General features: G+C 70.8%; 20 protein-coding genes and 1 pseudogene. 15 read left to right on the forward strand and 6 right to left on the reverse strand.

Annotated elements, in window-relative coordinates; translation table 11 throughout:
* Positions 1–878 (reverse strand): MFS transporter (locus O3Q52_RS19195; RefSeq protein ID WP_269650010.1); only part of this gene is annotated, 878 nt, incomplete at its 3' end.
* Positions 879–989: 111 nt separating this feature from the next.
* On the opposite strand from O3Q52_RS19195, the pseudogene O3Q52_RS19200 reads away from it, so the two are divergent.
* The 3 genes and pseudogenes from O3Q52_RS19200 to O3Q52_RS19210 all read left to right on the forward strand — a co-directional run.
* A pseudogene (locus O3Q52_RS19200) lies at positions 990–1432 on the forward strand (hypothetical protein); the annotation flags it as partial.
* Positions 1414–3639: a serine/threonine-protein kinase gene (locus O3Q52_RS19205; RefSeq protein ID WP_269650011.1), complete on the forward strand. Its 2226-nt coding sequence runs from the start codon at positions 1414–1416 to the stop codon at positions 3637–3639. The pseudogene O3Q52_RS19200 and the gene O3Q52_RS19205, both read left to right, overlap by 19 nt.
* Positions 3640–3813: 174 nt before the next feature.
* The gene (locus O3Q52_RS19210; RefSeq protein WP_269650012.1) at positions 3814–5379 is read left to right on the forward strand and encodes an NAD(P)/FAD-dependent oxidoreductase; all 1566 of its coding nucleotides are present in this window, start codon (positions 3814–3816) and stop codon (positions 5377–5379) included.
* A 71-nt stretch (positions 5380–5450) separates the two neighbouring features.
* Here O3Q52_RS19210 and O3Q52_RS19215 read toward each other — a convergent pair whose 3' ends face one another.
* A complete protein-coding gene (locus O3Q52_RS19215; RefSeq protein ID WP_269650013.1) occupies positions 5451–7238 on the reverse strand; it encodes a serine hydrolase in 1788 nt (595 codons plus the stop codon).
* A gap of 208 nt (positions 7239–7446) precedes the next feature.
* Between O3Q52_RS19215 and O3Q52_RS19220 the strand changes: the two genes are divergently transcribed.
* Both O3Q52_RS19220 and O3Q52_RS19225 read left to right on the forward strand, forming a co-directional pair.
* A complete protein-coding gene (locus tag O3Q52_RS19220) occupies positions 7447–8556 on the forward strand; it encodes a nitronate monooxygenase family protein (protein ID WP_189838992.1) in 1110 nt (369 codons plus the stop codon).
* On the forward strand, positions 8553–10103 hold the full coding sequence (locus O3Q52_RS19225; protein WP_269650014.1) for an acyl-CoA synthetase: 1551 nt from the start codon (positions 8553–8555) through the stop codon (positions 10101–10103). Before O3Q52_RS19220 ends, O3Q52_RS19225 begins: the two co-directional genes overlap by 4 nt.
* 48 nt (positions 10104–10151) lie before the next feature.
* On the opposite strand, the gene O3Q52_RS19230 is transcribed toward O3Q52_RS19225, so the two are convergent.
* A complete protein-coding gene (locus tag O3Q52_RS19230) occupies positions 10152–11549 on the reverse strand; it encodes an acyltransferase (protein WP_269650015.1) in 1398 nt (465 codons plus the stop codon).
* A 187-nt stretch (positions 11550–11736) separates the two neighbouring features.
* Here O3Q52_RS19230 and O3Q52_RS19235 point away from each other — a divergent pair, with 187 nt between their 5' ends.
* Positions 11737–13239, forward strand: coding sequence for an acyl-CoA synthetase (locus O3Q52_RS19235; protein ID WP_269650016.1), 1503 nt, complete (start codon positions 11737–11739; stop codon positions 13237–13239).
* Between the two features lie 167 nt (positions 13240–13406).
* A complete protein-coding gene (locus O3Q52_RS19240; protein WP_269650017.1) occupies positions 13407–15599 on the forward strand; it encodes a sulfatase in 2193 nt (730 codons plus the stop codon).
* Between the two features lie 78 nt (positions 15600–15677).
* Here the strand turns inward: O3Q52_RS19240 and paaK are convergent, their stop codons facing one another.
* Positions 15678–16973 carry a phenylacetate--CoA ligase PaaK gene (gene paaK / locus O3Q52_RS19245; protein WP_269650018.1) on the reverse strand — a complete coding sequence of 432 codons (1296 nt, stop codon included), beginning with the start codon at positions 16971–16973 and terminating at the stop codon, positions 15678–15680.
* Positions 16974–17172: 199 nt separating this feature from the next.
* A complete protein-coding gene (locus O3Q52_RS19250) occupies positions 17173–18792 on the reverse strand; it encodes an acyl-CoA synthetase (protein ID WP_269650019.1) in 1620 nt (539 codons plus the stop codon).
* 187 nt (positions 18793–18979) lie between these two features.
* Here O3Q52_RS19250 and O3Q52_RS19255 point away from each other — a divergent pair, with 187 nt between their 5' ends.
* From O3Q52_RS19255 to O3Q52_RS19275, 5 genes are all read left to right on the forward strand, one after another.
* Entirely contained in the window at positions 18980–19780 is an 801-nt protein-coding gene (locus tag O3Q52_RS19255; protein ID WP_269650020.1) for a crotonase/enoyl-CoA hydratase family protein, read from the forward strand.
* A gap of 162 nt (positions 19781–19942) precedes the next feature.
* Positions 19943–20884 carry a Zn-ribbon domain-containing OB-fold protein gene (locus tag O3Q52_RS19260; protein WP_269650021.1) on the forward strand — a complete coding sequence of 314 codons (942 nt, stop codon included), beginning with the start codon at positions 19943–19945 and terminating at the stop codon, positions 20882–20884.
* Complete coding sequence (locus tag O3Q52_RS19265; protein ID WP_269650022.1) at positions 20885–21949, forward strand: thiolase domain-containing protein; 1065 nt, start codon at positions 20885–20887, stop codon at positions 21947–21949.
* Positions 21946–23112, forward strand: a complete 1167-nt coding sequence (locus O3Q52_RS19270) for a thiolase domain-containing protein (RefSeq protein WP_055617756.1) — start codon at positions 21946–21948, stop codon at positions 23110–23112. The genes O3Q52_RS19265 and O3Q52_RS19270 overlap by 4 nt, the downstream gene beginning before the upstream one ends.
* An 83-nt stretch (positions 23113–23195) precedes the next feature.
* Entirely contained in the window at positions 23196–23438 is a 243-nt protein-coding gene (locus tag O3Q52_RS19275) for a DUF397 domain-containing protein (RefSeq protein ID WP_055617755.1), read from the forward strand.
* Between the two features lie 205 nt (positions 23439–23643).
* Here the strand turns inward: O3Q52_RS19275 and O3Q52_RS19280 are convergent, their stop codons facing one another.
* Positions 23644–24297: a pyridoxal 5'-phosphate synthase gene (locus O3Q52_RS19280; RefSeq protein WP_269650023.1), complete on the reverse strand. Its 654-nt coding sequence runs from the start codon at positions 24295–24297 to the stop codon at positions 23644–23646.
* Between the two features lie 94 nt (positions 24298–24391).
* On the opposite strand from O3Q52_RS19280, the gene O3Q52_RS19285 reads away from it, so the two are divergent.
* The 3 genes from O3Q52_RS19285 to O3Q52_RS19295 all read left to right on the forward strand — a co-directional run.
* Positions 24392–24985 carry a CGNR zinc finger domain-containing protein gene (locus O3Q52_RS19285; RefSeq protein ID WP_269650024.1) on the forward strand — a complete coding sequence of 198 codons (594 nt, stop codon included), beginning with the start codon at positions 24392–24394 and terminating at the stop codon, positions 24983–24985.
* 9 nt (positions 24986–24994) lie between these two features.
* The gene (locus O3Q52_RS19290; RefSeq protein ID WP_269650025.1) at positions 24995–25417 is read left to right on the forward strand and encodes an ACT domain-containing protein; all 423 of its coding nucleotides are present in this window, start codon (positions 24995–24997) and stop codon (positions 25415–25417) included.
* A 110-nt stretch (positions 25418–25527) separates the two neighbouring features.
* On the forward strand, positions 25528–26430 hold a 903-nt coding region (locus tag O3Q52_RS19295; RefSeq protein ID WP_269650026.1), incomplete at its 3' end, for an AAA family ATPase.

A 26430-nucleotide genomic window follows, 5' to 3' on the forward strand; every position in this document is an offset into this window, starting at 1 on the left:
ACCAACAGCGCGGCGACGCGGACGACGGGGACCGCCCCGATCCGCCGCACGAGGCGGTCGGTGGCGGCGCGGCCGACGACCGTGCCCGCCTGGTAGGCCGCGTACGCCATCGGCGCGACCGTGAGTGACGCGGCGAGGGTCTGGCGCAGATAGACCGCCGACCAGGCCGAGACGGTGGAGTCCACGACGTAGACGACGAGGAGGACCAGGCCGAAGGGCAGGAGCCGGATCCACACGCGGCGCCCCAGCGGCGGCTCCGCCGGAGTGTCCGACGCCCCTTCGGACGAGGCGGGCAGGGCGTGCGTGCGGATGGAGAGGGCCAGGACGAGCAGGATGCCCGCCTGCAGGTTCAGTCCGTCCGCCACCGGCCACTCCAGCCGGGCCGCCCCGGCGGTGAGCAGGGCCGCGACGACGCCACCCACGCTCCATGCCGTGTAGAAGGAGCCGAAGACACTGCGGCCGTAGGCGCGTTCGATCGCCGCGGCCCGGGTGTTGATCCCGACGTCGAGGGCGCCGACGGCGATCCCGAAGAGGATGTACGCGCAGCCGACGGCAGCCTTGCCGGGGGCCCACCCGATCAGCGTCAGCGCGGCGGCGGCCGTCAGCAGGGCTCCGCGCATCGTGGCCACGGGACCGGCGCGGCGGACCGCGGCCAGACCGAGGAAGCTGCCGCCCCCGGCCATCAGCGCCACCGTGACCATCAAGGTGGTCGTCAGCAGGGGAGCCAGTCTCAGATGTTCGGTGACGGCGGGGACGGTCGTGTACACGGCGGCGACGGCCACGCCTTGCGCGGCGAACGCGAGGGTCGCGACCCTTCGGGCGCCGGCCCTGGACGCGGGACGTCCGGCCTCCGCCCGGCCTGCGGCACTGAGGGACATGCACAGACCGTAGCCACGCGCGGACGGGCGAACGCAGGGCACCGGGGGCCGTGCAGGGGACTTCGGGAGCCACTCGGCGCGACCGCTGATGCCCTGGGCGCGGGCCGGCAGACCGTCACGTACGGGACGAACGAGGCCGCTGAGAGAGCCGGTGCGCGCATGCGGAAGATTCACACGATGCTCACGGCGACCGACCCCGAGCCGACCGCGGGCCGGGGCGCCGGACGTCGACGGCCACCCACGGTGGCGGGTGGCGCAGGTGGCGTACGCCTCACTGCCGCCGTACGCCCATGAGTTGTACGGAAGATCCGTACGGTCGCCCGGTACGGAGACGCGGCAACCGCGACTCACCGGCACCGTGTTGCACTGCGTTCCCGCACGTCTACGTCGGCAACTGCCGCCCAAACACATTATCCGCGCGATGTCACGGCTCGGACCCGGCTCGTGCGTGGCCCCGTACAAAGTCGGACGATAGCTCGCCATACTGGACGGGCCAGGGGAGGGCGGGGCCGAACGACGGGGGCGATCGCAGCAGATGGGGGACACCAGGCTGATCCAGGGCCGGTACCGGTTGCTCGACCTGATCGGTCGAGGGGGGATGGGTGAGGTTTGGCGTGCCCGGGACGAGTCGCTCGGCAGACAGGTCGCCGTGAAGTGCCTCAAACCGTTGGGACAGCACCACGACAACTCGTTCACCCGTGTCCTGCGGGAGCGGTTTCGCCGCGAGGCGCGGGTGGCCGCGGCCCTCCAGCACCGCGGGGTGACCGTCGTCCACGACTTCGGCGAGTCGGACGGTGTGCTCTATCTGGTGATGGAGCTGCTGGACGGGCGCAACCTCAGTCAGCTCCTGGAGGACAACAAACAGCATCCGCTGCCCGTCGCAGACATCGTGGAGATCGGCGAACAGGCGGCCGCCGCGCTCGCCTACACCCACCAACAGGGCATCGTGCACCGGGATCTGAAGCCCGCGAACATCATGCGGCTCGGCGACGGCACGGTGAAGATCTGCGACTTCGGGATAGCCCGCCTCGGGCACGACATCGGCTTCACCTCCAGACTCACGGGTACCGGCATCGCCATGGGCACCCCGCACTACATGTCGCCGGAGCAGATCGGCGGCGACCACGTCGACCACCGCAGCGACCTCTACTCCTTCGGCTGCGTGCTGTACGAGATCGCCACCGGGGCGCCGCCGTTCGACCTCGACGACGCGTGGGCGGTCCTGGTCGGCCACCGGGACACGGCTCCCGAGCCGCCGCGCAGCCATCGCGCCGAGCTGCCCGAGTTCCTGGACCGGATCATCCTGGACCTGCTGGCCAAGGAACCCGAGCAGCGCCCGCACGACGCCCGTGAGCTGGGCCGCCGCATCGGCGCGGGCCGCACGGCTCCGGCGTACGTGCCGACCGTGGTGTCGCGCCCGGTGCGGCCCGCGGCGCCGGAGCGGCCCGCCGCCCGCGAGGATCGGCTGCCCTCCTGGACCCGCGGTATGACCACCGGCCACAAGGCGACCGGCGCGGGCCTGCGCACCACACCGCCCGACGCCGCCGCGGGCCTCACCGGCGACTGGATCGCCCGTACCGACACGCGCGGCCCCCAGGACCCGGGTCCCGCCGAACGGCCCACACCGTCACCGGAGTTGGTAACCACCCTCACCGGCAGGCACAACGCGGGACTGAGCCTGGGGCGGCTCGGCCGCTGGGCGGAGGCGGGCGAGGTGCACCGCGCGGTCGCCGCCGAACGCGAGCACGCCCTCGGCCCCGACCACCCCGACACGCTGGCCAGCCGCTACGAGGTCGGCTTCACCCTCAGCCGCACCGGCCGCCCCGCCGACGCGCTGCGCGAATACGGGCACGTGGCCCAGACCAGGGAGCACGTGTTCGGCCCCGACCACCCGGACACCCTGGCCGCCCGCCAGGAAATGGCCTATGTACTGGGCCAGTTGGGCCGCCACTTCGAAGCACACCAGGTCTACACGGCCGTACTGGCGGCCCGGGAACGCGCCATGGGGCCCGAGCACCCCGACACCCTGCGCTGCCGCCACAACCTCGCCTTCAACCTCAGCAGACTCGGGCGGCTGGAGGACTCCTACCGGATGGCGAGCGAGGTGGCCGCGGCGCGCGCCCGGGTGCTCGGCGCGAACCATCCCGACACGCTCGTCACGCGGTACGAAGTCGCTTACGCGCTCGGACAGTTGGGCCGCTGGCCGGAGGCGCTGCAGACCTACCAGGAGGTCGCCGAGGCGCGGGCGCAGGCGCTCGGCCCCGACCATCCCGACACGCTCGCCGCGCGCTACGAGGTCGGCATCAGCCTCGGCCGGCTCGGGCGCAGCGCCCAGGCACTGGAGCTGTACCGCGCCCTGATCGACGACCGCACCCGCGTCCACGGTCCCGCCCACCCCGAGACCCTGCGCGCCCGGCACCGCCTCGGCGTCAACCTCGGCCGGCTCGGCCGGTGGGAGGAGGCCCTCGCCGAGTCCCGTGACGTGTGCGCGATCCGCGAGCGCGTGCTCGGTCCCGACCATCCGGACACCCTGGTCAGCCGACGCGAGGTCGCCGTCGGGCTCGGCTGGCTCGGACGGTGGGCCGACGCGCTTACGGAGTACCGCCAGGTGGCCGCCGCGCGCGAGCGGGTGCTGGGCGGTGACCATCCCGACGCGCTGGCCAGCCGGAACGACGAGGCGCACTGTCTGGAGCAGCTGGGGCGTGGTGCGGAGGCGGTGGAGTTGTATCGGAGGGTGGCGGCGTTGCGTCAACAGCGGTGACGCTCCGCTGGGGTGCGCGGGTTCTGGGCGGGGGCTGCGCCCCCGGGCCCCCTGCCACGGTTGTTCGTCGGCTGCGGGACGGTCGTGGCTGGGCGCGCAGTTCCCCGCGCCCCTTACGGGGCCGGTTGCCGCGTGTGTCTGGCCGACCTAGATCATCGCGTGTTACCAAGAAGCATGGCTGCATTCGAGGGACACCGGGAGCAGGACGTCGTCATTGTCGGCGGGGGACACAACGGGCTGGTTGCCGCTGCCTATCTGGCGCGGGCCGGGAAGTCGGTGCTGGTCCTGGAGCGGCTGGGGGTCACCGGCGGGGCGGCCGTGTCGACCCGGCCGTTCGCCGGCGTCGACGCCCGGCTGTCGCGGTACTCGTACCTGGTCAGCCTGCTGCCCCGGAAGATCGTGCGGGACCTCGGCCTGGACTTCCGGGTCCGCGGCCGCACGGTGTCCTCGTACACCCCGACCGAGCGTGACGGGCGGCCGACCGGACTGCTCGTCGGGGGCGGCGAACGGCGCACCAGGGAGGCCTTCGCCCGGCTGACCGGGTCGACAAGCGAGTACCAGGCATGGCAGCGCTTCTACGGGATGACCGGCCGCGTCGCCAAGAAGGTGTTCCCGACCCTCACCGAACCGCTGCCCACACGCGACGAACTGCGCGAGCGCATCGACGACGACGAGGCCTGGCGGATCCTCTTCGAGGAGCCGCTGGGGGTGACCGTCGAGGACAGCTTCAGCGACGATCTCGTACGCGGTGTCGTCCTCACCGACGCGCTCATCGGCACCTTCGCCGACGCCCACGACCCCTCCCTGCGGCAGAACCGCTGCTTCCTCTACCACGTGATCGGCGGCGGCACGGGAGCCTGGGACGTGCCGGTCGGTGGCATGGGCGCGCTCACCGACGCGATCGCCGGAGCCGCGCGCGCCGCGGGCGCGGTCGTCGCCACCGGCCACGAGGCGGTCCGCGTGCAGACCGACGGACGGTCCGCCGAGGTCACGTACCGGACCGCTGACGGCGAGCGGACGGTCTCGGCCCGGCACGTCCTCGTCAACGCCTCCCCGCAGGAGCTCGCCCGGCTCACCGGCGACGAGCCGCCCGCCCCGGCCGAGGGCGCCCAGCTCAAGGTGAACATGCTGCTGAAGCGGCTGCCCCGGCTGCGCGACACGTCCGTCGATCCGCGCGAGGCCTTCTCCGGGACCTTCCACATCGCCGAGGGATACGAGCAGTTGGCGACCGCGCACGCCCAGGCAGAGGCCGGCGCGCTGCCCGAGGCGCCGCCCTCCGAGATCTACTGCCACTCGCTCACCGATCCGACGATCCTCGGCCCGGACCTGGTGCAGCAGGGCTACCACACGCTCACGCTCTTCGGCCTGCACACACCCGCACGGCTCTTCGCCCACGACAACGACGGCGTACGCGAGGAACTGCTCAAGTCGACGCTCGCACAACTCGACGCGCACCTCGCCGAACCGCTCGCCGACTGCCTGGCGACCGACGCGGACGGCCGCCCCTGCATCGAGGCCAAGACACCGCTCGACCTGGAGCGCGACCTGCGGCTGCCCGGCGGCAACATCTTCCACCGCGACCTCGCCTTCCCCTACGCGCAGGAGGGCACGGGCCGCTGGGGCGTGGAGACCGCCCACGCGAACGTCCTGCTGTGCGGCGCGGGCGCGGTACGCGGCGGCGGGGTGAGCGGGGTGCCGGGGCACAACGCGGCCATGGCGGTGCTGGAGGCGTCTCCGTGACCGTCTCCGTGGCCGCCGAGTAGCGCCCGGCGACAGCTCGTTCACGCCGTCGCCGTCGCCCGCGGGGCCGGTCAGTCCTTGGCCGCCGTCCAGCCCGCCGCCTCGATCCGTGCCGCGTCCGCGGGTCTGGCCTCGTCGAACACGACCCGGTCGCCGTCCGCGACCCGTTGCGCGTCCACGTACACGCCTCGGCCGACGTAGAGCCGGTCCGTCGCGTACCGCCAGCGCAGGACGAGTTGCCGGGCCTCGGGGAGATCCGCGGAGAGCCGGTGCCAGGCCCGGCCCGACCAGCCGGTGACGGAACCGGCGGGATGGTCCTGGGCGGCCTCGCCGTGCCGGACGGTGGTGAACGGCACCGGCAGCCACGTCGTGCCGCCGTCCGTCGAGGACTCCAGGAAGAGGGCGTCCGCCTGCGGTTCGGTGTCCCACCACAGGGCGCAGCGGAGACGGCCTCCCGCGCCGAGGTCCAGCGCGGGCAGTGTCAGCGTGGCGGAAGTGGCGTTGGCCATGCCGGAGAACCAGGCCGTACGTCCTCGCGCGGGCCGGACCGGCACGGCGCGGGCCAGGTTGTTGGCGGCGGCCACCCGGGGAGCGGAACCGGACCGCCAACTGCGCACCGGGTGGACGGAGTTGCCGAGGAGGATGAGGAACGAGTCGGTCGTCGGGTCGAGGACGAGCGAGGTGCCGGTGAAGCCGGTGTGGCCCGCGGTGCGCGGTGTGGCCATCGCGCCCATGTACCAGTGCTGGTAGAGCTCGAAGCCGAGGCCGTGCTCATCGCCCGGGAAGGCCGTGTTGAAGTCGGTGAACATCAACTCCACGGACTCGGGCTCCAGGATGCGCGCCCTGCCGTACACACCGCCGTTGAGCAGCGCCCGGCCGAGGATCGCCAGGTCCCACGCGGTGGAGAAGACCCCGGCGTGGCCCGCCACACCGCCGAGGCTGTACGCGTTCTCGTCGTGCACCTCGCCCCATACGAGGCCGCGGTCGAGCCCCGACCACGGTTTGCGGGCGTCCTCGGTGGCGGCGATCTTCGCCTTCCAGGAGGCGGGCGGGTTGAAGCGGGTGCGGCGCATCCCGAGGGGGTCGGTGATCCCGCTGCGCAGCAGGGTGTCGAGGGCGCGACCGGTGATCTTCTCCAGGACGAGCTGGAGCGAGATCAGATTGAGGTCCGAGTAGAGGTACCTGGTGCCCGGCGGGTTGAGCGGCGCCTCCTTCCAGATGAGCTGGAGCTTCTCCTCGTACGTCGGCGCGCTGTAGAGGGGGATCCAGGCGCGGAAACCCGAGGTGTGGGTGAGCAGTTGACGGATCGTGATGTCCTGCTTGCCCGCGCCGCCGAAGTCCGGGAGGTAGGAGGCGACCTTCCCCTCCAGCTCCAGCTCGCCGCGTTCGATCTGCTGCATGGCGAGGATCGACGTGAACAGCTTCGACACCGAGGCGAGGTCGAAGACCGTGTCCTTGGCCATCGCGATCTGCTGGTCGGCGGGGAACTCGACGGCGGTGTCGGTCTTCTCGTCGTACGCCGAGTAGCGCACCGCCTTGCCGATCGGGTGGTGCAGTGCGACCGTGCCGCCGCGTCCGGCGAGCAGCACGGCGCCCGCGTACCAGGGGTACTTGGGGGAGGGGCCGAGGAACGCCTCGGCGTCGGTGACGAGTTGGCGCAGATGAGCGGGGTGCAGTCCGGCGCGTTCGGCGGAGCCGTGCCGCAGGGTCGGTCGGCCGTGGGCGTCGCCGTTGTTCGCGTCGGTGCCGGGTGCCGCCGACGCCGCGGGGAGGGGCGCGAGGATCAGCGCGCCGCCCAACGCCGTCAAACCCCGGCCCAGTTGACGCCGGGTCGGCCCGCCGCCCGCTCTGTCCGTCATCGAGGAGCCTTCCGTTGAGACGCCGTGCCGCTGTGGCCGCCTGAAAGTATCTTTCCGACTTCGCCGTGCTCGGTGAAACTTTTGTGTCAGACGGGGGGCGTGTCAACGGTGCCGTCCGGACCGGTCCCGGTTCGAGAAAATCACTGGAAACTGACGGTCCATCAGAAAAGGTCTTCCCTCGTCCGGAGGACTGCGGCATCCTGCGCCCATGCAGACGGAGCTGAGCAAGAAACTGGGAGTCGAGCACGCCCTCTTCGGCTTCACGCCGTTCCCCGCCGTCGCCGCTGCCATCAGCCGGGCCGGCGGGTTCGGCGTGCTCGGTGCGGTCCGCTACACCGCCCCCGACGACCTCAAACGCGACCTCGACTGGATCGAGGCGCACGTCGACGGGATGCCGTACGGACTGGACGTCGTCATGCCCGCCAAGAAGGTCGAGGGCGTGACCGAGGCGGACGTGGAGGCGATGATCCCCGAGGGGCACCGCCAGTACGTCAAGGACACACTCGCCAAGTACGGGGTGCCCGAACTCGCCGAGGGCGAGGCCTCCGGCTGGCGCATCACCGGCTGGATGGAACAGGTCGCCCGCAACCAACTCGACGTCGCCTTCGACTATCCGATCAAGCTGCTGGCCAACGCGCTCGGCTCACCGCCCGCCGACGTCATCCAGCGCGCCCACGACCAGAACGTGCTCGTCGCCGCGCTCGCGGGCAGCGCCCGGCACGCGCGCAAGCACGCCGAGGCGGGCATCGACATCGTCGTCGCCCAGGGCTACGAGGCAGGCGGCCACACCGGTGACATCGCGTCGATGGTCCTGACGCCCGAAGTCGTCGAGGCCGTAGACCCGTTGCCCGTGCTCGCGGCGGGCGGCATCGGCAGCGGACAGCAGATGGCCGCCGCGCTCACCCTTGGCGCCCAGGGGGTGTGGCTCGGCTCGATATGGCTGACCGTCACGGAGGCCGACATGCACTCGCGTGCCCTGACCCGGAAGCTGCTCGCCGCCGGGTCGGGCGACACGGTCCGCTCGCGCGCGCTGACCGGGAAACCCGCACGCCAGCTGCGTACCGAATGGACCGACGCCTGGGACGACCCCAACGGACCCGGCACCCTCCCCATGCCCCTGCAGGGGCTGCTGGTCGCCGACGCGGTCTCGCGGATCCAGCGGCACGAGGTCGAACCGCTGCTCGGGACACCCGTGGGACAGATCGTCGGCCGGATGAACAGCGAACGCAGCGTCCAGGAAGTCGTCGACGACCTCACCCGCGACTTCGAGAAGGCCGTCGACCGACTCAACCGCATCGCCGGAAGGAGCCCCGAGTGAGCCAGCCCCCCAACGGCTTCTGGGACCAGGCCACCGCCGACCCCGAGCGCACGGTGCTCATCGCTACGGACGGGGAGGAGTGGACCGCCGGACGCCTGCACGCCGAGGCGAACCGGCTGGTGCACGGACTGCGTGCCGCCGGGCTCGAACGCGGCGACGCCTTCGCCGTCGTGCTGCCCAACGGCGTCGAGTTCCTCACCGCGTACCTCGCCGCCTCGCAGGCCGGCTTCTATCTCGTGCCCGTCAACCACCATCTCGTCGGCCCCGAGATCGCCTGGATCGTCTCCGACTCCGGCGCCAAGGTGCTCGTCGCCCACGAGCGGTTCGCCGACGCGGCACGCCACGCGGCCGACGAGGCGAAGCTCCCCGGGGACCGGCGGTACGCGGTCGGCGCGGTTCAGGGCTTCCGCCCGTACGCCGAACTCCTCGACGGGCAGCCCGGGTCGGTGCCCGAGGACCGCACGCTCGGCTGGGTCATGAACTACACATCGGGGACCACGGGTCGGCCGCGCGGCATCCGGCGCCCCCTGCCCGGCAAGCTCCCCGAAGAGACATACCTCGGCGGCTTCCTCGGCATCTTCGGCATCAAGCCGTTCGGCGACAACGTGCATCTGGTGTGCTCGCCGCTCTACCACACGGCGGTCCTCCAGTTCGCGGGCGCGTCCCTGCACATCGGGCACCGGCTGGTGCTGATGGACAAGTGGACGCCCGAGGAGATGCTGCGGCTCATCGACGCCCATCGGTGCACGCACACCCATATGGTCCCGACCCAGTTCCACCGCCTGCTCGCGTTGCCGGAGCGCACAAGGGCGGCCTATGACGTGTCGTCCATGCGGCACGCCATCCATGGCGCCGCCCCGTGTCCGGACCATGTGAAACGGGCCATGATCGAGTGGTGGGGCCACAGCGTCGAGGAGTACTACGCGGCCAGTGAGGGCGGCGGCGCCTTCGCGACCGCCGAGGACTGGCTGAAGAAGCCCGGCACGGTCGGCAGGGCCTGGCCCATCAGCGAGCTGGCCGTCTTCGACGACGACGGAAACAGGCTGCCGCCCGGTGAACTGGGCACCGTCTACATGAAGATGAGCACGGGCGGATTCTCGTACCACAAGGACGAGAGCAAGACGAAGAAGAACCGCATCGGGGACTTCTTCACCGTCGGTGACCTGGGATATCTCGACGAGGACGGCTATCTCTTCCTCCGCGACCGCAAGATCGACATGATCATCTCGGGCGGGGTCAACATCTACCCCGCCGAGATCGAGGCCGCGCTGCTCACCCACCCCGCCGTCGCCGACGCCGCCGCCTTCGGGATTCCGCACGACGACTGGGGCGAGGCGGTCAAGGCGGTCGTCGAGCCGGCCCCCGGCTTCGAGGCGGGCGAGGCCCTGGCCGCCGCGATCCTGGAGCACTGCGAGCAGCAGCTTGCCGGGTACAAGCGGCCCAGGAGTGTCGACTTCATCGAGACGATGCCGCGCGATCCCAACGGGAAGCTGTACAAGCGGCGGCTGCGGGACCCGTACTGGGAAGGGCGGACGCGGCCCGTGTGAGGCGGGCGGGCCGGGTGGTACGTGGGTGAGGCCGGGAAGCGAGCGCCTTCAGACTGGCGCACGCGTCTCGGCCTCGGCCTCGGTCTCAGGCGCTGCCCCGGTCTCAGGAACGGTCGGGTTCTCGGGACGTACCCGCGGCTTCCTGGGGCGTACGTGCTCCACGGGAGCTCGTCGTGACGGGGCGACGCGGCGGGCCAGCTTCCGGCCCCACGCCTGGCTCGGAGCCTCGATGTACCGATAGGTCAGCGCGCACAGCGGCAGGAGCACGGCGAAGAACGCCAGCACGAGTACGGGATTGTCGCGCGGCCACCGGCCGATCGTGCCGTCGCTCACCGCCAGCAGCACCGGGTGCAGCAGATAGACCGAGTAGCTGATCATGCCCAGCCAGATCAGCCCGCGCGGTATCCGCCGGTGGCGCGACGCCAGCGCGACACCGAAGGTGAGCAGGGCCAGCAGGAACGCCACGATCCAGCCCTGCCGGGTGAAGGGGGCCTCGTCGCTGTTCCAGTACGCGCTGGCCACGGCGCAGGTGACCACCACCGCGGCCGTGCAGCCCGCCCACCACCAGGAGCTCTGACCTTTCTCGGCCCGGTGGACTGCGGTGCCGAGGAACATCACGGCGAGGATCACCAGGCCCTCCCACAGCGGGACCGTGCCGTTGAACGGGACCAGGACGAGCGCCAGTACTCCGCCCAGCACTCCGCCGAATACGCGAAGCGCTGGTGACCCGGAACTCGCACAGCAGATCGCGACGACCAGGGCGCCCGAGGCGAGCCCGATGAGCGGGCCCGTGCCGACCAGGTCGGACAGGGCGGAGGCCTGCAGTGTGACGCCTGCCGCCACGCTCACGGCGGCCAGCACGGCCAGCGTGACGGCGACCGCCGCCGACCGCTGGTGCAGTCGGACCGTGAAGAGCGCGACGACCAGCAGATAGAAGGCCATCTCGTACGAGAGCGTCCACAGGACGAGCAGCACACTGGGCGTCCCCAGCAGCTCCTGAAGCAGTCCGGCATGGGCGACGGACACCGTGGCCGCGCCCTGGCCACCGAAGTCGCGCATGTCCGAGAGGCCCAGAAGATTGACGGCGAGGACGGCGGCGACGGCGGTCGCCCACAGCGGGTACATGCGGAACACCCGCCCGATCCAGAACGTCCGGACGCAGCCCCGGCGCTCCAGCGACGCGGGGATGATGTAGCCGCTGACCAGGAAGAACACCAGGATGCCGTACCGGCCGGTGTTGAACTGGGGCATCAGGTCCTGCCGGAACTCCGCCATGAAGGAGTACGACGCGTGCTCGAACACCACGACGAGTGCCGCGATGCCGCGCAGCGCGTCCAGCCAGGCCAGCCGTGGTGGACCGGCCGATGTCCGAGGTTCGGGTAGTGGTTCGGATACGGAGGGAGACCGTTCCAGGGCTGAAGGCCGGATTGTGGGCCTGATGTCCATAACTACCATTACGCGCCCTTTGTCGCCGATGGTCAACGACGGCTCGGGGCGGGTGCGCATGCGCGTGGTCCCACGCCTTGAGGGCGGTCGAGCGTGACAAGGGTGTACGCCGGGCCGGCGCCCGGGGGTCTGACCTCCTGGTGCGGGACTTGACCCCGCTCGCGGAACGGAACGAGGATCATGTGTCATGACGCCTGGACACGGCAGCACGGTCGACGGGGTGCTGCGGCGCAGTGCCCGACGTACCCCCGAGCGCACGGCGGTCACCTACCGCGACCGCTCCTGGACCTACGCCGAACTCGACGAGGCCGTCTCCCGCGCGGCCCAGGTGCTGACCTCCTCGGGCCTGGCCCCCGGCGACCGCGTCGGCGCCTACGGCCACAACTCGGACGCGTACCTCATCGGCTTCCTGGCCTGCTCCCGGGCCGGGCTCGTACACGTACCGGTCAACCAGAACCTGACGGGCGACGACCTCTCGTACATCGTCGGCCAGTCCGGCAGCACGCTCGTCCTGGCCGACCCCGACCTCGCGGACCGACTCCCCGACGGCGTACGGGTGATGCCGCTGCGCGACGCCGACGACTCGCTGCTCGCGCGGCTGGAGTCGACACCTCCGTACGACGGTCCGGAGCCGCGTACCGAGGATCTGGTGCAGCTGCTCTACACCTCCGGTACGACGGCCCTGCCCAAGGGCGCGATGATGACGCACCGCGCGCTGGTGCACGAGTACCTGAGCGCGATCACCGCGCTCGATCTGAGTGCGGGCGACCTGCCCGTGCACTCGCTGCCGCTCTACCACTCGGCGCAGATGCATGTGTTCCTGCTGCCGTATCTCGCGGTCGGCGCGCAGAACACCATCCTCGACGCACCCGACGCCGAGCGGCTCTTCGACCTGATCGAGGCCGGCCGCGCGGACAGCCTCTTCGCACCGCCCACCGTGTGGATCGGCCTGTCGAACCGCCCCGACTTCGCGACCCGCGACCTGAGCGGGCTGCGCAAGGCGTACTACGGGGCGTCGATCATGCCGGTGCCCATCCTCGAACGGCTGCGGGAACGGCTTCCCAAGCTGGCCTTCTACAACTGTTTCGGCCAGAGCGAGATCGGCCCGCTGTCCATGGTCCTCGCGCCGAACGAGCACCGGAAGGCACGCCTGGACTCCTGCGGGCGTCCGGTGCTGTTCGTGGACGCGAGAGTGGTCGACGAGAACGGCAAGGACGTGCCCGACGGCACGTCCGGTGAAGTCGTCTACCGGTCACCGCAGTTGTGCGAGGGCTACTGGGACAAGCCCGAGGAGACGGCCGAGGTATTCCGGGACGGCTGGTTCCACTCCGGCGATCTCGTGGTGCGGGACGCCCAGGGGTACTTCACCGTCGTCGACCGGGTGAAGGACGTCATCAACTCCGGGGGCGTCCTGGTCGCTTCACGGCAGGTCGAGGACGCGCTCTACACGCATCCCGGGGTGGCCGAGGTCGCGGTGATCGGGCTTCCGGACGACCGTTGGATCGAGGCCGTGACCGCGGTGGTCGTCCCCCGCGGCACGGTCACGGAGGACGAACTGGTCGCCCACGCGCGCGAGAACCTCGCCCACTTCAAGGCCCCCAAGCGGGTGCTGTTCGTGGACGAACTGCCCCGCAACGCAAGTGGGAAGATCCTCAAGCGGGAGCTGCGGGACCGGTTGGGAGAGGTTTGACCATTGGCCGGGCGCGACGGTCGCACTCCCGGTGGTTGAATCCCTGGTGGTCGGATCCTCGGCCGGTGAACTGAATCCGCCGGTGAGCCGTACCAGTAACGGCGGCCCGGCTACCCGAGCCTGGCCCGCCGCATCACCACCGGGTTTCGCACGGAAGGACCTTCGGGTTGTCGCGCACCACGAACTCTCGCCAGCTGCCGGACATGGACCGGACAACCCCGGAGCCCGACGTGACGCCGGAGGCTTCTCCGGCGGACACGCCCGACGACATCCAGCACAGCACCCCTCTCGAAGAGGCCGCCCCCGAAAAGGGTGTTGCGGCCGAGCATGCCGTTTCCTCTGAGAGGGACGGCGCCGAGGAGGCCACCGCCGCCGAGGAGGGCCCTGAGGGGGAGGCGCCTGTCGCGGAGAAGCCCGTCGGGGAGGTGCCCGTGGAGGAGGGGACGACCGCCTCCGAAGGGGAATCCGAAGAGAAGCCTGCCGTCGACGCCGACACGGACACGGCCTCTGACAAGGTTTCCGGGGCGCAGGAGGAAGCGCCTGCCGAAGAGGCTTCCGCGGGGGAGAAGGAAACGCCTTCCGGTGAGGCTTGTGCAGTCGAGGAGAGCACGGCCGCCGAGACGGACCCCGCTGACGAGGGCAACACCGCCACCGACGAGGACACCTCCGAGGGCGGCGGCCCCGCCGAGCCCCCGGACGAGCCCGTCGCCCCCGGTAAGTGGCGCGACCGGCACCCGGTCGCCGCGCGCAACGTGGGATGGACCGTCACGGGCCTGTCCCTCCTGCTCGTCTGCTTCGCGCTCCTCATGCCGACCTCCGCCCCCAAGTTCACGCCCGGCGTGTTCCTGCGCATCCCGGTGGAGGCGGTCCTCGGCGCCGCCGTCCTCATCGTCCTGCCGCGCAGGCCACGGCTGGTGGTGGCGATCCTCGCGGGCGCGATACTCGGCGTGCTGACCGTCCTGAACCTCCTCGACGTCGGCTTCAACATGTTCCTCGGCCGTGGATTCAACGTGGTCCTCGACTGGGTCCTGTTCGACGACGCGCAGTCGTACCTCAAGGACACGATGGGCAACGGCGGCGCGATCGGCGCCGTGATCGCGGTCGTGGCCCTCGTCCTCATCGTGCTCGTCCTGATGACCCTGGCGGTGCTCCGGGTGAGCAACGTCATGGCCCGCAACCACGACGCGGCCAGCCGCGCCACTCTGGTCGTCGGGACCGCCTGGGTCACCTGCGCGGCGCTCGGCCTGCAGCTGTCCGGTCCGGGTATAGCGGCCAGGACCACGGTCGCCCGCGTCGAGGACCGCGTGAACCGGGTGCAGGCGACCCTCAAGGACGAGGCGGCGTTCGCCAAGGAGGCCAAGAAGGACGCCTTCGGCGGCACCCCGGGCGACCAGCTCCTCACCGATCTGCGCGGCAAGGACGTCATGATCGCCTTCATCGAGAGCTACGGCCGCAGCGCGATCGAGGACGAGGCCACCGCCGCGGGCGTCGACGCGACGCTCACCGCCAAGAACGAGGCACTGACCAAGGCCGGCTACTCCGCCAAGAGCGGCTGGCTCACCTCGGCGACGTACGGCGGCAGCAGCTGGCTCGGTCACTCGACCTTCCTGTCGGGTCTGTGGATCAACAACCAGAACCGCTATCGCACCGTCACCGCGGGCGAGCACCTGACCCTCACCGGCGCCTTCAAGCGCACCGGTGCCTGGCGGACCGTGGGCGTCATGCCGGGCGTCCAGAAGAACTGGCCGGAGGGCAAGTTCTACGGCCTCGACAACGTCTACGACTCCCGCGAACTCGGCTACGAGGGACCGAAGTTCAGCTGGTCGACCATGCCCGACCAGTACGCCCTGAGCGCCTTCGAGCGCCTTGAGCACGGCAAGAAGCGCGACAAGCCGCTGATGTCGGAGATCATCCTGACCTCGAGCCACCAGCCCTGGGCCCCGATCCCCAAGATGATCCCCTGGGACCAGGTCGGCGACGGCTCGGTCTACGAGGGCATCGAGAAGGCGGGCAAGGACCCCGCGGACGTGTTCTACGACTCCAAGAAGGTCAAGGAGGAGTACGGCAAGTCCATCCAGTACTCGGTGAACTCCCTCATCGACTACGTGGTGAAGTACGGCAGCAAGAACACCGTCCTCGTCTTCCTGGGCGACCACCAGCCGCTGGCCGGCGTCAGCGGCAGCAACGCCGGCCGGGACGTGCCCGTCTCGATCGTCGCCCGCGACAAGTCCGTACTCGACAAGATCGAGGACTGGGGCTGGACGGACGGCATCAAGCCCGACAAGTCGGCACCGGTGTGGCGGATGGACTCGTTCCGCGACCGCTTCCTGACCGCGTACGGGTCCACCCCCAAGCCGTAGGGGCGTTGCCGTCGGCACAGGCCCAGGCGCAGGTCCCGGACCGCGGGGCCTGTGCCTGGGCCGGTGCAGGCGGCCGGCCTAGCGCGGGCGCAGGTCCATGATTCGCTTGATCTTCCCCACCGACCGTTCCAGCGACTCCGGTTCGACGATCTCGACGGTGACCGAGACGCCGATGCCGTCCTTCACGGCCGCCGTGATGGCGCGCGCGGCCTCGTCGCGGATCTCGGGCGTGGCGCCTGCCCGGGCCTCGGCGCGCACGGTGAGCGCGTCGAGGCGGCCGTCGCGGGTCAGCCGCAGCTGGAAGTGCGGGGCGACGCCCGGTGTGCGCAGGACGATCTCCTCGATCTGGGTGGGGAAGAGGTTCACGCCGCGCAGGATGACCATGTCGTCACTGCGCCCGGTGATCTTCTGCATCCGGCGGAAGATCCGGGCCGTACCGGGCAGCAGCCGTGTGAGGTCCCGGGTCCGGTAGCGGATCACGGGCATGGCTTCCTTGGTGAGCGAGGTGAAGACCAGCTCGCCCTCCTCGCCGTCCGGCAGCAGCTCGCCGGTGAACGGGTCGACGATCTCCGGGTAGAAGTGGTCCTCCCAGATGTGCAGGCCGTCCTTCGTCTCGACGCACTCCTGGGCGACGCCCGGGCCGATCACCTCCGACAGCCCGTATATGTCGACCGCGTCGATCGCGAAGCGCTCCTCGATCTCCCGGCGCATCTCCTCGGTCCAGGGCTCGGCACCGAAGACACCCACCCGGAGCGAGGTGCCCCGCGGATCCACGCCCTGCCGCTCGAACTCGTCGAGGAGCGTCAGCATGTACGAGGGCGTCACCATGATGATCCCGGGCTTCAGATCCTGGATCAGCTGCACCTGGCGGGCCGTCATGCCGCCGGACGCGGGGATCACCGTACATCCGAGTCGTTCGGCGCCGTAGTGGGCGCCGAGCCCACCGGTGAACAGCCCGTAGCCGTACGCCACATGCACCGTGTCACCGGGCCGGGCGCCGGCCGCGCGGAGCGAGCGGGCCACCATGTCGGACCACATGGAAAGGTCGTTCTCGGTGTAGCCGACGACCGTGGGTCGCCCGGTGGTACCGCTCGACGCGTGGATGCGGCGGATACGGTCCTGCGGCACGGCGAACATCCCGTACGGATAGTTCTCGCGCAGGTCCGCCTTCGTGGTGAACGGGAAGCGCGCCAGATCGGCGAGCGAGTGGCAGTCCTCGGGCCGGAGCCCCGCCTTGTCGAAGGAGTCCCGGTAGAAGGGCACGTTCTCGTACGCGTGCCGCAGCGATGCCCTCAGCCGCTCCAGCTGGAGTGCGCGCAGCCCCTCCGCGTCGAGCCGCTCGCCCTCGTCCAGCAGGTCCGTCGAGTCCGCCATGGGGCCGCTCCCTCACCAAACGATCCATTACGGGCGACCGATCATTCGGTCGCTCTGCTCCGGATCAGTAATTCAGTGGTACGGGCCGTCGTCAAGACGTGAGGCGGCCGCAGGGAGGGGAGGCGGGTCCTGTACGCGGCGGTACGGCGGAGGGAGCGGCCCGCCGTACCGTCCTGATGCTCTGCTGCTCCCGGCAGGTCTAGTGGGCGGCCTCCGCCGCCACCGAGCGTGCCCACCGGTAGTCGGCCTTGCCGCTCGGCGAGCGCTGGATGGAGTCCGTGATCACCAGCTGGCGCGGGATCTTGTAGCCCGCGAGATGGGTGCGGCAGTGGGTCTGGATGTCGTCCAGGGACGGCTGCCCGGCGCCCGTGCGCAGCTGCACCACGGCCGCCACGTGGTTGCCCCACTTCTCGTCGGGCACTCCGGCGACCAGCGCGTCGTACACGTCGGGATGCGACTTGAGCGCCTGCTCGACCTCCTCCGGATACACCTTCTCGCCGCCGGTGTTGATGCACTGCGAACCGCGCCCGAGGACGGTGACGACCCCCTCCTCGTCGACGGTCGCCATGTCGCCGAGCAGCACCCACCGCGCGCCGTCCTTCTCGAAGAAGGTCTCGGCGGTCTTCTTGGGGTCGTTGTAGTAGCCGAGGGGCACATGGCCGCGCTGGGCGACGCGCCCCGGCTCGCCGACGGGGACCGGCTCGTACGTCGCTGGATCCACTACCTGCGTGCGGGAGTTGACGCGGATCCGGAACCCGCGGCCGGGACCCGAGTCCTCCGTCGCCGTGCCGTTGAAGCCGGACTCGGAGGAGCCGAAGTTGTTGAGCAGCATGACGTTCGGGACGAGCGCCTGGAACTGCGCGCGCACCGTCTCCGACATGATCGCGCCGGAGGAGGAGACGCTGAACATGGAGGAGGTGTCGGTGCCCTTCATCGGTCCGTTCAGCGCGTCGATGAGGGGCCGCAGCATCGCGTCACCGACCAGCGACATGCTGGTGACCTTCTCCTTCGCGATGGTCCGCAGCACCTCCTCGGGCACGAACTTGCGGTGGATCACGATGCGTTGGCCGAAGTTGAAGCCGATGAACGCGGTCAGGGTCGAGGTGCCGTGCATCAGCGGGGGCGTGGGGAAGAAGGTGATCCCCTCGCCGCCCGCAGCGACCCGCTCGGCGAGCTCCTCCGGTGTCTTCACCGGCTCGCCGGTCGGGGCGCCGCCACCCAACCCCGAGAAGAAAAGGTCCTCCTGACGCCACATCACACCCTTGGGCATTCCGGTCGTGCCGCCGGTGTAGATGATGAACTGGTCGTCGGGGGAGCGGGGCGGGAAGCCGCGCTCGGACGATCCGGAGGCCTCGATGTCGGCGAAGTCCACCGTCGGCAGTGCGGGTGCGTCAGGGGCCGGGGCGCCGACCCGTACGAGATGCCGGAGCGCCGACGTGCGCGGCAGGGCAGCCGCGACCCGTTCGGTGAACTCCGTGTCGAAGACCAGCGCCGCCAGGTCCGCGTCCCGGTAGAGGTAGACCAACTCCTCTTCCACATATCGGTAGTTGACGTTGACCGGCACGATCCTGGCCTTGAGGCAGCCGAGGACGGTCTGGAGGTACTCGATGCCGTTGTAGAGGTGCAGCCCGAGATGCTCACCGGGGCGTATGCCGCTGTCGATCAGGTGGTGGGCGACACGGTTGGCCGCCGCGTCCAGCTCCGCGTAGGTGAGCCGGCGCTCCGCACCCGTTCCGGGGTGGTCGATGTAGACGAGCGCCTCGCGGTCGGGGACCACGTCGACGACCGACTCGAACAGGTCGGCAAGGTTGTACTCCACCGCTCCTCCTGACCCCGGCAAGCTTCGACGATCGGACGTGCGTCATCGCTTCGCCGGTCATCAGAGCAAAGCCCGCCACAACTGTGAAGGGTCCGCGCACAAGAAATCTGACTGACTGTCAGAAAACCCTTGAACTGGCCCCTCCGCTCCTGCAACCTGTTCTCGTTCCTGAGACGGGAGGACGGCAATGGGTGGGACGGAACACCTCACCGTGCAGCGCGAAGGCGCCACACTGGTGCTCACGCTCAACAGGCCCGAGGCCAAGAACGCGCTCTCGCTGCCGATGCTGGTCGGCCTGTACGACGGCTGGGTCGAGGCCGACGCGGACGACACCATCCGCTCGATCATCCTCACCGGTGCGGGCGGCGCGTTCTGTGCCGGCATGGATCTCAAGGCCCTCGCGGGCAAGGGGATGGAGGGCCAGCAGTACCGGGACCGCCTCAAGGCCGACCCCGATCTGCACTGGAAGGCGATGCTGCGGCATCACCGCCCGCGCAAGCCCGTGATCGCCGCGGTCGAGGGCTACTGCGTGGCCGGCGGTACCGAGATCCTTCAGGGGACCGACATCCGGGTCGCGGGGGAGTCCGCCACGTTCGGGCTCTTCGAGGTGAAGCGCGGGCTGTTCCCGATCGGCGGTTCGACGGTCCGCCTCCAGCGGCAGATTCCGCGTACGCATGCGCTGGAGATGCTGCTCACCGGCCGTCCGTACTCGGCGCGGGAGGCCGCCGACATCGGTCTGATCGGGCACGTCGTCCCCGACGGGACGGCTCTGGAGAAGGCCCTCGCGATCGCCGGGCAGATCAACGACTGCGGTCCGCTCGCCGTCGAGGCCGTGAAGGCGTCCGTGTACGAGACCGCCGAGATGAGCGAGGGGGACGGGCTTGCGGCCGAGCTGAAGCGGGGGTGGCCGGTCTTCGATACGGCCGATGCGAAGGAGGGGGCGCGGGCCTTCGCGGAGCGGCGTCCGCCGGTGTTTCGGAGGGAGTGAGTGCCGCTGGAACGCCGGGTTGACGCTGCGGGTCCGTTGTGGCTGGTCGCGCAGTTCCCCGCGCCCCTGAAGGGGCGCCGGTCGTGCCCATGCGACAGCGCCGCAGGTGCCACAGCCCGCGCCCCTGTCGGGGCGCGGCCAACCGTTTCGCGAGGAGATGCCGTGCCCGAAGTTCTCAAAGCACCCCTGGTCGTCGAGTTTCCGTTCACGCGCTCCCTCGGGCCTGTCCAGAGCGCGTTCCTCACCGGACTGCGTGAGCGTGTCGTCCTGGGAGTGAAGACCGGCGACGGCCGGATTCTCGTCCCGCCCGTGGAGTACGACCCCGTCACCTCCGAGGAACTCGGTGAGCTGGTCGAGGTGGCGTCCACCGGGACCGTCAGCACCTGGGCCTGGAACCACGAGCCGCGTCGCGGGCAGCCTCTCGACACCCCCTTCGCCTGGGTCCTGGTGCGGTTGGACGGGTCCGACACCGGCCTGCTGCACGCTCTCGACGCCCCGGGTCCCGACGCCGTACGCACCGGGATGCGGGTCCGGGTCCGGTGGGCCGAGGAGCGTTCGGGAGCCATCACCGACATCGCCTGCTTCGAACCGTACGACGGTGACAGTGCCGAACTCACCGGCAGCGACGGCCGCTTCGAGGACATGGTGACCGGCATCGTCGCGCCCGCCCGCCTCGACTACACCTACTCGCCCGGCCGTGCCCAGTCCGGCTACATCAACGCGCTCTCCGACCGGCGGGCCGTCGGTGAGCGGTGCCCGTCCTGCCGCAAGGTGTACGTCCCGCCGAGGGGCGCGTGCCCCACATGTGGTGTGGCCACATCGGAACAGGTCGAGGTGGGGCCGCGCGGCACGCTCACCACGTACTGCATCGTCAACATCAAGGCGAAGAACCTCGACATCGAAGTGCCCTACGTCTACGGGCACATCGCCCTGGACGGCGCAGATCTCGCCCTGCACGGCCGCATCGGCGGAATCCCCTACGACCAGGTGCGGATGGGTATGCGCGTCGAGCCGGTGTGGACCGACGGGGGCCGCTTCCCCGACCACTACCGGCCCACCGGCGAACCCGACGCGGACTACGACACGTACAAGGAGCTGGTGTAGATGCCCGCGCCGAGGCCGCTGAGGGACATCGCCGTCGTCGCCTTCGCCCAGACCGACCATCTGCGCACCTCCGACGAGCTCTCCGAGGTGGAGATGCTCATGCCCGTCCTGCACGAGGTGCTGGCGCAGACCGGGCTGAAGACCAGTGACATCGGCTTCACCTGCTCGGGCTCCACCGACTATCTCGCGGGCCGCGCCTTCTCCTTCACGATGGCACTCGACGGCGTCGGAGCCTGGCCGCCGATCTCCGAGTCGCACGTGGAGATGGACGGGGCGTGGGCGCTGTACGAGGCCTGGACGAAGCTCCTCACCGGCGAGGCCGACACCGCGCTCGTGTACGCGTACGGCAAGTCGTCCCCCGGCTCCGTGCGCGACGTACTGACCCGGCAGCTCGACCCGTACTACGTGGCGCCGCTGTGGCCGGACTCCGTAGCGCTGGCCGCTCTGCAGGCGCAGGCCCTCATCGACGCGGGCGACACGGACGAGCCCGCGCTGGCCGCCGTCGCCACCCGCAGCCGCGCCTCGGCCGCGGACAACTCCCATGCCCAGCTGCGGGGTTCGGTGCCACGGGGCGACTACGCCGTACGCCCCCTGCGTACCGGCGACTGCCCGCCCATCGGCGACGGGGCGGCCGCGGTGATCCTCGCCGCGGGGGAGCGGGCCCGCGACCTGTGCGAGCGGCCCGCCTGGATCCGGGGGATCGACCACCGCATCGAGGCGCACGGTCTCGGCGTGCGGGACCTGACCGACTCGCCGTCCTCGCGGCTGGCGGCGGAACGGGCCGGAGCCTTCGAAAGGCCCGTCGACACCGCCGAGTTGCACGCTCCGTTCACCTCGCAGGAGGTGGTGCTGCGCAAGGCCCTGCGGCTGGACGACAGCGTGGAGGTCAACCCTTCCGGGGGGCCGCTCGCCGCCAACCCCATCATGGCCGCGGGGCTCATCCGCATCGGTGAGGCGGCCGCCCGGATCCAGCGCGGCGACTCCAACAGGGCTCTCGCGCACGCCACTTCGGGCCCGTGTCTGCAACAGAACCTGGTCGCCGTACTGGAGGGAGACCCGCGATGAGCAAGGAGCCCGTGGCCGTCGTCGGGATCGGCCAGACCAAGCACGTCGCGGCCCGAAGGGACGTGTCGATCGCGGGACTTGTCCGCGAGGCCGCCCAACGTGCGCTCGCAGATGCCGAGTTGACATGGGCGGACATCGACGCCGTCGTCATCGGCAAGGCGCCCGACTTCTTCGAGGGCGTCATGATGCCCGAGCTCTACCTCGCCGACGCCCTCGGCGCGGTGGGCAAACCCATGCTGCGCGTCCACACGGCGGGCTCGGTCGGCGGATCCACCGCGCTCGTCGCCTCGAACCTCGTCGCGGGCCGCGTCCACGGCACCGTACTGACCCTCGCCTACGAGAAGCAGTCAGAGTCGAACGCCATGTGGGGCCTGTCCCTGCCGATCCCCTTCCAGCAGCCCCTGCTCGCCGGCGCGGGCGGCTTCTTCGCCCCGCACGTGCGCGCCTACATGCGACGCACCGGCGCACCCGACGGGGTCGGCTCGCTCGTCGCGTACAAGGACCGCCGCAACGCGCTCAAGAACCCCTACGCGCATCTCCACGAGCACGACATCACCCTGGAGAAGGTCCAGGCCTCGCCCATGCTCTGGGACCCGATCCGCTACTCGGAGACGTGCCCGTCCTCCGACGGAGCCTGCGCGATGATCCTCACCGACCGTGCGGGAGCGGCTCGTTCGCCGCGTCCGCCCGCCTGGATGCACGGCGGCGCCATGCGCAGCGAGCCGACTCTCTTCGCGGGCAAGGACTTCGTCTCGCCGCAGGCCGGCAAGGACTGCGCGGCCGACGTGTACCGGCAGGCCGGCATCGCAGACCCCCGCCGCGAGATCGACGCGGTGGAAATGTACGTCCCGTTCTCCTGGTACGAGCCCATGTGGCTGGAGAACCTGGGTTTCGCCGCGGAGGGCGAGGGGTGGAAACTCACCGAGTCCGGGGTCACGGAACTCGACGGGGACCTGCCGGTGAACATGTCGGGCGGGGTGCTCTCCACCAACCCGATCGGGGCCTCCGGGATGATCCGGTTCGCGGAAGCCGCACTTCAGGTGCGTGGACAGGCCGGGGAGCACCAGGTCGACGGCGCCCGCCGGGTCCTCGGACACGCCTACGGCGGCGGGTCCCAGTTCTTCTCGATGTGGCTGGTAGGAGCCACACCGCCCACCTCCTGAAGCTGTCCCCCTCACGTGGCCTGTGCGCGGCAGGGACCGAAAGCTAGGCTGGCCGCGGACGACGAACCGGGAGGAGCACGGACGTGGCCGAGAGCACCATCCAGCAGCACCCGCTCGCGGGCTGGGACAAGCCGGAGCTTGACCTCAGCAGCGCCGACTGGCATTCCAGCAGCCGCGGACAGGGGGATGTCCAGATCGCCTTTGTCGAAGGCTTCATCGCGATGCGCAACAGTGGCCGCCCGGAAAGCCCCTCCTTGATCTTCACGCCCGCGGAATGGGGCGCGTTCGTGTCGGGGGCGCGGGAAGGGGAGTTCGACCTCACGTGAGAGCACGTGGGGGAGCCTGACCCGACAGGAGGGGCGTTCCTTTTTCCCCTGTCCGGGCCACGCGATCTTCGGCCGTTTCCCGGGGTGAGGTCTGAGCGAGGCCGGCCCCGGGAAACCGAGGTCGCCGACGGGCCGTTCGCGGCATTCGGCCCGGTCACGGCCGTACGCCGGCCGTCCCGTCACGGCTACGCGGCAGGCGTCTCCTTCAGGGCCACAGCAACTGCTTGTCCCAGCCCTCCCCGGAGCGCACGTACACCAGCCGCGTGTGCCGTCGCTCCTTGTCGCCCTGCCAGAACTCGACGGACTCGGGACGTACCGAGTGCAGCGTCCAGCCGGGCGCCACGAGATCCGGCTCGGCCTCCAGTCGGGCCAGCGACTCCTTCACCGCGGTGTCGCGCTCGGCGAGGTCCGTGAGGGGCCGCGACTGGCGGCCGAGCAGAGCCTCCGCGCGGGCACCGGCACTCCGTGCCAGGAAGTCGGCCGCACTGTCCTCGGGACTTTCCGGCGCGACCGGTCCACGTACCCGGATCTGCCGTGCGAGCGGCGACCAGTAGAAGGTGAGCGCGGCGTAGGGCCGCTCCGTCAGGTTTCGGGCCTTGACGCTGCCGCCGTCCGACGCGAACCGCCAGCCGTCCGGACCGAGCCCCTTGAGAATCAAGGTCCGCGCCGTGGGATTCCCGTCGGCACCGGCCGTGGAGACCGTCATGGCGTGCGGCTCGCGCACCCCGGCGTCCACGGCGGCGAGCAGCCACTCGGCGAACAGCTCCGTCGGCGCGTCCGGGGCCTCGGACGGGTCGAACACGGGCAGCTCGCCCGCGAACACCTCCAGGCCGCGCAGCAGTTGACGCAGATCCTCCACCGGCACACTCCCCGCTCGGGCGCTCATGGACGCGCTCGGGCGCCAAGGAGAATGCCCGTGCGCTAATGGATGCGGTTGACCGTATCATTAGCCCATGAACGCCTCGCTCGGCGCGGACGCACGTCTCGCCCTGGATCTCGCCCTCACCATCCGCCACGACGGCCACGGCGGAGTCGCCGACGACCTCGCCACCGTGGAGGGCCTCACCGCCTGGGTGCGCGAGCGTCCGGAGGCCGACGCCGACGGGTTCGAGGCCGACGAAACGGAGCTGGCCGCGGTACGGGACGTGCGCGCCGCCGTCCGTGCCCTGTTCGCCCGCGCCGTGCTTCCCGGTGAGCCGAGCCCGGCCGACGCCGCCCGGCTCATGCCCGTACGGGACGCCGTCGAGCGGCTCAACACCCGCGCGGCCCTGACCCCGACCGTCCCCGTCCTGTCGTGGACGGAGGGCGCCGACCCCGTCGTACGCCAGCAACCCGCGCACGGCGACGCCGAACTCACCGCGGCCCTCGCCCGCGCGGCCATCGCCTTCCTCGCGAGCCCCGACCGGCAGCGGCTGCGCGCCTGCCACGCGCCGCGCTGTGTGCGCTACTTCCTCAAGGACCACCCCCGCCAGGAATGGTGCAAGCCCTCGTGCGGCAACCGTGCCCGTGTCGCCCGCCACCACGAACGACACAAGAAGACGGCATAGCCTTCGCCTATGGGCGGTCCTGGCGGTAAGAGCGCGGAACGTGATCTCGGTCGACTGCTGAGCGGAATGGCACCCGCCCTGCACCCCGGCCGCTTCGTCTTCACCACCGTCCCAGGGACCACTGCGCCCCCAGGGCTCTCACCGGTCGTCACCGTCGTCGAGGACGAGGGCCTCACCCTCGTCGTCGAGCAGGAGGACGCCGACGCCGCGCGTCTGACGTACGACTTCGTGGCCGGCTGGATCACCCTGCGCATCCACTCGGCGCTGGACGCCGTCGGCCTCACCGCCGCCGTCGCCCAGGCACTGGCCGAAGCGGGCCTGAGCTGCAACGTCGTCGCGGGCTTCCACCACGATCACCTCTTCGTGCCGCACGAACGCGCCGCCGAGGCCGTGGCCCTGCTGGAACGGCTGGCCGACCGCTCCGGTCAGTAACGGCCGAACGGGTCCACGCCACTGGCTCCGGGCGTACGCTGAGGTACGTGTAGGTCACGGAGCGCACCGTCTCCCCGCGCCGGTCGCACCACCGTGGCAGGGGGTGCGGCATGGGTCAGCGCGGCATGCGGAGCAGAAGGACGCTCTTCGAGCGCGAGAGTGAACTCGCGGCTGTGGACGAGGCGTTGGCCGAGGTCACCGGGCTGGGAACGGACGGCGCACGCACGCGTTCGGACGGCACCGGGCCCCGTCGGGATGTCACCGGCGCTCGTCGGGACGCCACCGGGCCTCGTCGGGACAGCATCGGCCCCGGTCAGGACGTCACCGAACCGTACGACCGGCCCCGCGGGGGCCTGCTCGCCTTCGCCGGACGTGCCGGAATCGGCAAGACCACCCTTCTCGCCGAAGTACGCCGTCGCGCCACCGCCATGGGCTGCACGGTGCTGTCCGCGCGTGGCGGCGACCAGGAGCAGCGCGTCGCCTTCCACGTCGCGCGCCAGCTTCTGCAGCCCCAGCTCGCGGGCGTTCCGGAGGCCGAACTCCGTGCCTCGCTGGGCAGTTGGTACGCCATCGTCGGACCCGCACTCGGTCTGTGCGCCCCCGCCGAGGGCGCGCCGCCCGACCAACAGGGACTGCGCGACGGCCTCGACTGGGTGCTCACGCACCTCGCGGTGCGGCGCGCCCCGATGGTGCTGGTCCTCGACGACGCGCACTGGGCCGACGCCGAGTCACTGCAGTGGCTCGCCGCGTTCGCACCCCGAGCCGAGGAACTGCCCCTGCTGCTCGTCGTCGCCTACCGGCCCGACGAACTCCCGGACCACGCCGAGCAGTTCAGGGGCCTGCCCGGCCGTGCAGGCGGGCGCCCCCTCGACCTGGAACCGCTCAGCGCGGTCGCCGTCGCCCATCTGGTGCGCGAATCCCTCGGCACGCAGGCGGACGACGCGTTCTGCCGCGAATGCTGGGCCGTCACCGCGGGCAACCCGTTCGAGGCCGTCGAGCTCACCGCGAAGGTA

The organism is Streptomyces sp. ActVer, from assembly GCF_027270795.1.
In the GTDB taxonomy this organism is placed as follows: Bacteria; Actinomycetota; Actinomycetes; order Streptomycetales; family Streptomycetaceae; genus Streptomyces; species Streptomyces umbrinus_A.